Source organism: Paraburkholderia sp. EG304, assembly GCF_046543485.1.
GTDB classification, from domain to species: Bacteria; Pseudomonadota; Gammaproteobacteria; order Burkholderiales; family Burkholderiaceae; genus Paraburkholderia; species Paraburkholderia youngii.
In genome coordinates, this window is the sequence record NZ_JBKGUA010000315.1 from 1 (window position 1) to 487 (window position 487).

1 pseudogene is annotated in these 487 nt (G+C 73.1%); it reads left to right on the forward strand.

Annotated elements, in window-relative coordinates:
* Nucleotides 1–344, forward strand: a pseudogene (locus ACLFKU_RS44055) (hypothetical protein); the annotation flags it as partial.
* Nucleotides 345–487: the final 143 nt, after the last annotated feature.

Consider the following 487-nt stretch of genomic DNA (forward strand, 5'->3'; position numbering starts at 1 on the left):
TGGCCTGGACCCTGCGGCGTTTCGAGCGCGATCTGCTGGAGGCGCTGGGGTTCGGCTTCGATCTGCTGCACGGCAGCGATGACGAGCCGGTCGACCCGGCCGCGCGCTACGAACTGGACCCGCAGGAGGGGCCGCGTCGGCTGCTCAGCGACCGCGGTGTCGATCAGCGGCGTGGCACGGCGACCGGCAGCGCCTTGCTGGCGCTGGCCGCCGATGCGATGCCCGGGCCCGAGGATCTGGGCAGCCTGCGCCGGCCGATGCGCGCGGTGCTGATGCACCATCTGGGCGGACGCGGCCTGAAATCCTGGGAAATGCTCGAGGACCTGGCCCGGCGGCGCACGTAGGCGCGGGTGGGTCGCGCCCGTGACGGGGGGTGATTCAAGCGGTGCCGGTGCCCTGGCTGCCGCCCCGTGCTCACTGCAGCAGAGCGTCGACTGCCAAGCGGAAGCGGTTCTGGGCGCCGGTCGACTCCGGGGCCTGGTGCAGC